The sequence below is a fragment of the Streptomyces sp. NPDC050528 genome (genome assembly GCF_044457795.1).
Lineage (GTDB): Bacteria > Actinomycetota > Actinomycetes > Streptomycetales > Streptomycetaceae > Streptomyces.
Genome location: NZ_JBITHH010000027.1, coordinates 22,562 through 27,789, shown reverse-complemented (window position 1 = coordinate 27,789; position 5,228 = coordinate 22,562). Strand labels below are relative to the sequence as shown.

Genomic DNA, 5,228 nt, shown 5'->3' with positions numbered 1-5,228 from the left:
CCGGTGTTCAATCATTACGGGCCGACGGAGACGACGGTGGGGGTGGCGACGGGTCGGTTGTCGGGGGAGGTGGTGGCTGGTGGGGTGGTGCCGATCGGCCGGCCGATCGCCAATACCCGCCTGTTTGTGCTGGATGGGGGTCTCTCGCCGGTTCCGGTGGGTGTGGTGGGTGAGCTGTATGTGGCAGGCGCGGGGGTGGCGCGGGGTTATGTGGGGCGGGTGGCGCTGACCGCGGAGCGGTTCGTGGCCTGTCCGTTCGGTGCCGGTGAGCGGATGTATCGGACCGGTGACCTGGTGAAGTGGATGGCGGACGGGCAGCTCGTCTTCGTCGGCCGGGCCGATGAGCAGGTGAAGGTCCGTGGGTTCCGGATCGAACCCGGCGAGGTCGAAGCGGTCCTGCAGGCCCACCCTGGGGTTGCTCAGGCTGCGGTGATCGCCCGCGAAGACACGCCTGGTGACAAGCGACTCGTCGCCTACGTCGTTCCCTCCGACGACACCTCCCACGACGGACTGCCGGGCGCGGTCCAGGAGTTCACCAGGCAGCGGTTGCCGGACTACATGGTGCCGGCGGAGGTGGTGGTGCTGACTCGGCTGCCGCTGACCGTTGGCGGCAAGCTCGACCGCAATGCCCTGCCGGTGTCCGAGAAGGGGCGGACCGCGACCGCGAAAGCCCTGGCGACCGACAAGCGGCCCACCCCCACCACAGCCCTGGAGCTTCTGCTCTGTGAGGTGTTCGCCGACGTACTCGGTGTGCCGACCGTCCACGCCGACGACAGTTTCTTCCAACTCGGCGGCAATTCCCTGCTTGTCATCACGCTCATCGCACGGTTGCGGAAGAGGGGTGTGTCCCTTTCGGCGCGCGCGGTGTTTGCCGCGCCGACCGTCACAGGCCTGATCTCTCAGATGAGCCTTGCCTCGGTACGTGACTCCGTGAACATCGTGCTGCCGATTCGCGCCGAAGGAAGTCGACCGCCGTTCTTCTGTATCCATCCCGGAGGCGGCCTCAGTTGGTGCTACATGCCGCTGTCGCAGTTCGTTCCGGCGGACATCCCGCTGTACGGGCTGCAATCTCCCGGCCTCGACGGTGCCAGCCCGCTCTTCGACTCCGTCACGGAAATGGCGACAAGCTACGTCGAACAGATCCGCGCGCTGCAGCCGAGCGGCCCCTACCATTTGCTCGGCTTTTCGTTCGGCGGGATCGCCGCGCACGAGATAGCCGTGCAGTTGGAGGAAGCCGGCGAAGCTGTCGCCGCTTTGGTCATCATGGACACCTATCCCGTTCCCGAGGGCGAAGATGAATCCGCCGGGCGACCCCGGCAGCCGGAGCGACCCGTGAATCAGGATGGGGCCGGCGACGATTCGGACGCCGAACTGGACCATTGGGCCGCCAAGTTCCGTGCGGAAAATGGTGCCCTTCTCGGCGGGATGTCGGACGAGGAACTCAGGCGCGGCGTCCGGGTCGGCAGGAACAACGCCCATATCAGGAGGACCCACCGACCCGGCGTGTTCGAGGACGAGGTGCTGCTCTTCGTTGCCGAGGATTCGAGCGAACGTGAATCCGGCGGCCACCTCTGGGAGCCGTATGTGCGCGGGCGGATCACGGAGGTCCACGTTCCCTGCACCCATACGAACATGGTCCGCACCGACATGCTGGGCCAGGTCTGGGCGGCGGCGGCAGCGTGGCTTGAGGCCAGGAGCTGACCCGATCCGCGGACGGCGCCACCTGAGCCGGCCATCGGCACCACCCCACTGACACCTCCCTACCGACGCCTGTCCGCAGCCGCTTGACACCCAACAGGTATAACCGTTAGATGTGATGGCTAACGGTTATATCGGGGTGGTGTACGAGGGGAGGGCCAATGCAGCAGGAAGTGGTTCTCGCGATGCTGGCCAAGGAGCCCTCGCGGGGCTACCAGCTGCGCGCACGGATGCGTGATGCGCTGGGTCCGCTCGGCGACGCGATGAACGCCGGGCAGATCTACGTCACGCTGACCCGGCTCGAAAAGGCCGGCCTGGTCGAGGTCGAGCGGTCCACCGACGGGGGCGAACGGCCGGATCGCAAGGTCTACGCGCTCACCCCCGCCGGCCAACAGCGAGTTGCCGAGTGGATCACCGAGGTGAGCTGGCCGAGGCCGGACCTCGCGGTGTTCCATCTCAAGCTGATCGCGGTCGCGTCCGCGCGGCTGGCCGACCCGCTCTCCATCGTCGACGCCCAGCGCCGCGAGCTGCTGCGTCGGCTGCGTGACGCCCAGTGCGCCGCCCTGGCCGAACCGGAGTACTCGGAAGCGGCGTTGTTGTTGGAGGGCATCGTGCTCCGCCTTCAGGCGGATCTGCGCTGGCTTGAGGCATGTGAAAAGAACTGGACCCACCGAAGGAGTGGATTGTGAGCGACGCCGCCGACATGCCAGTGCTTCGCGCCTGCGGGCTGCGAAAGGAGTACGGCAAGGGGGAAGGATTAGTGCGCGCCGTCGACGGAGTCGATATCGACATCCTGGCGGGCGAGACGGTGGCGATCATGGGCCCCAGCGGCTGCGGGAAATCCACGCTGCTGCACCTGCTCGGAGGGCTCGACCGGCCGTCGGGCGGAGAGGTTCTGCTGAACGGCCGCCGCATCGACAACATCAGCGAAAAGGCCCTGGCTCGGCTGCGACGCACTGACATCAGCTTCGTCTTCCAGTCCTTTCACCTGATGGAGGAGCTCACCGCCGTCGAGAACGTCGAGCTGTCGGCACTGCTGGCCGGCCGCTCGCCGCGGGACGCCCGACGGCGTGCGGAAGAGCTGCTGGAACAGGTCGGGCTCTCCGGCCGAGCGCGTTTCCTGCCCTCCGCGCTCTCCGGTGGCCAGCGGCAGCGGGTCGCGGTCGCACGGGCGTTGAGCAACGAACCGGCCGTAGTCCTCGCCGACGAACCGACCGGAAACCTCGACAGCGCCGCGACCCTGGACGTACTCCAGCTTTTCAAGGGGCTGCACAAGTCGGGTCAGACGCTGGTCATCGTCACCCACGACGAACGGATCGCGGCCACTGCCGACCGGCTGATCTCGATGCGCGACGGCGCGTTCCTCGACGAGACCAAGCTGACCGGCGGCACCACCGGACAGCTTCGCCCCTTCGTCGGGCTGGGGGACTGAAGGCGATGGGCCGCATCCTGCTTGTGATCCGCCTGGCCCTGCGCGACCTCCGGCGGCGCCGAACCGAGGCCGCGCTTCTCCTGCTCGCCATCCTGGCGGCCACCACGACGTTGACGCTCGCGCTCGTCCTGCGCGACGCGGCCAGCGACCCGTACCAGAGCACCAGGGCGGCCACCAACGGACCCGACGTGGTTGCCAACGGCCAGCTTTCCATGCTGAATTCACTGACCGACGGGTCCGGTGTCGTCGGGCACAGCGGGCCGTTCCCGGTCACGTCGGCCAAGTTCAAGACATCCGCGAAATCGTCGGATGTACAGGTCGTGGGGCGTGACACCGGGACCACGTCGGTCGACCAGCCCAAGGTGACCAAGGGCAGCTGGGTCAGCGACGGCGGAGTGGTGCTCGAAGCTGCCTTCGCCAACGCGCTCGACGTGGGCGTCAATGATCAAGTCACCCTGAACGGCCGGTCGTTCAAGGTCGTCGGCCTCGCCGTCACCGCCGCCATGGCGCCCTACCCCGGTTCGTCGTGCCTGGTCCCCCAGGGCTGCGTGAACGGCACCACCGACGGTGGACCCGCGGGGGTGTTGCAGGAACCCGGACTGGTCTGGCTCACACAGGCGAATGTCCGGAGCCTCGCTTCGAACGCCGACTCCCTGTCCTACGTGCTGAATCTGAAGCTGGCCCATCCCGACGAGGCCCAGTCGTTCGTCGCCGCCCACGGCGGTGACGGTCCTCGCGGTGTGCGCATGCAACCCTGGGAGAGCATCCTCGACGACGCCACACAACTGGCCAAGGATTCCCAGATCCTGCTGCTGATCGGCACGTGGCTGCTCGGTCTGCTCGCCGTGGCCAGCCTCTCGGTGCTGGTCGGCGGCCGGATGGCCGATCAGACCAGGAGGGTCGGGCTCCTCAAGGCGGTGGGCGCCACGCCGGGTCTGGTCGCCTCCGTCCTGCTCGCGGAGTACGTCCTCGTGGCCATCGTCGCCGCCGGGGCCGGGCTGCTGATCGGTACGCTGACCGCTCCGTTGCTGACCGAGTCCAGTGCGGGCCTCGTCGGCAGCGCGGGCACACCACCGATGACCCTGGCCACGGCCGCTTGGGTGCTGGCCGCGGCCCTCGTGGTCGCGGTGGTGGCCACCGCCGTGCCGGCTGTGCGTGCCGCTCGTTCCAGCACCGTCAACGCGCTGGCCGACGCCCCCCGCCCACCGCGCCGCATGGGTTGGCTGATCGCGTTCTCGGCGCGACTGCCCGTCTCGCTGCTTCTCGCGTTGCGGATCGCCGCCCGTCGGCCGCGACGGCTGGTGCTCGGCGTGGCCATCATCTTGATCACGGTCAGCGGGATCTACGTCCTGCTGATCCTCAACACCTTCCTCAACACCCAACCACTCACCGGGGGATACGACGATGCTCAGGTGAGGGTGCTGCGCCACGTGCTCCTCGTCTGGTCGGTCATCCTGCTCTCGCTGGCGGCGGTCAACGCCATCGTCATCACCTGGGCGACGGTGCTCGACAACCGGCACGCGTCGGCGCTGGCCCGCGCCCTGGGCGCAACACCCGGTGAGGTGAGCACGGCACTGGCGGCCGCGCAGGTGCTGCCCGCGATCGTCAGCGCCGTCCTGGGCGTCTTCCCGGGAGGCATCCTGCTCTTCAGCGCGATCAACTCGTTCGCCGGCGGCAACAGCGACCGGGCGACGCTTCCCTCGTTGTGGCAAGCGGTCGTCCTGGTGGCGGCGACCCTGGTCGTCGTGGGGGTGCTCACCTCTGTGCCCGCCCGCCTCGGCGGTCGTCGCCCGGTGACCGACACTTTTTGACTTCGAGAAAGGTCACGACCCCTGGGCCCGGACCGGGGCGCTGTCCAAACAGCGCCCCGGTCCGGGCCCAGGTCGTCGGTCGGGCGACGACCGCGATGTTCTCCCGCGTGCAAATGCGCATTCACGTCAGTTGGACACGGCCGGGCAGGAGGCTCGGCACCCCGTGAAACAGGTGACTCCACACCGAGTCGGGGGGGGGGGGGGGGGGGGGGGGGGGGGGGGGGGGGGGGGGGCGGGGCCGGGGGGGGGGGGGGGGGGGGGGGGGCGCGCCGGGGCGCCGGGGCCGG

General features: G+C 68.7%; 4 protein-coding genes. All 4 read left to right on the top strand.

The window, feature by feature from the left end:
- A partial coding sequence (locus ACIBK4_RS50150) for an alpha/beta fold hydrolase (protein ID WP_399006850.1) occupies positions 1 to 1,701 on the top strand: 1,701 nt, incomplete at its 5' end.
- A gap of 158 nt (positions 1,702 to 1,859) precedes the next feature.
- The gene (locus tag ACIBK4_RS50145) at positions 1,860 to 2,387 is read left to right on the top strand and encodes a PadR family transcriptional regulator (RefSeq protein WP_399006848.1); all 528 of its coding nucleotides are present in this window, start codon (positions 1,860 to 1,862) and stop codon (positions 2,385 to 2,387) included.
- A gap of 14 nt (positions 2,388 to 2,401) precedes the next feature.
- Positions 2,402 to 3,130, top strand: coding sequence for an ABC transporter ATP-binding protein (locus tag ACIBK4_RS50140; protein ID WP_399006852.1), 729 nt, complete (start codon positions 2,402 to 2,404; stop codon positions 3,128 to 3,130).
- Positions 3,131 to 3,135: 5 nt separating this feature from the next.
- A complete protein-coding gene (locus tag ACIBK4_RS50135; protein WP_399006846.1) occupies positions 3,136 to 4,941 on the top strand; it encodes an FtsX-like permease family protein in 1,806 nt (601 codons plus the stop codon).
- Positions 4,942 to 5,228 lie beyond the last annotated feature (287 nt).

What these genes read in the sequence shown, in the direction of transcription:
- ACIBK4_RS50145 (WP_399006848.1), top strand. Translation starts at nt 1,860, where the DNA reads ATGCAGCAGGAAGTGGTTCTCGCGATGCTGGCCAAGGAGCCCTCGCGG.
- ACIBK4_RS50140 (WP_399006852.1), top strand. Translation starts at nt 2,402, where the DNA reads ATGCCAGTGCTTCGCGCCTGCGGGCTGCGAAAGGAGTACGGCAAGGGG.
- ACIBK4_RS50135 (WP_399006846.1), top strand. Translation starts at nt 3,136, where the DNA reads ATGGGCCGCATCCTGCTTGTGATCCGCCTGGCCCTGCGCGACCTCCGG.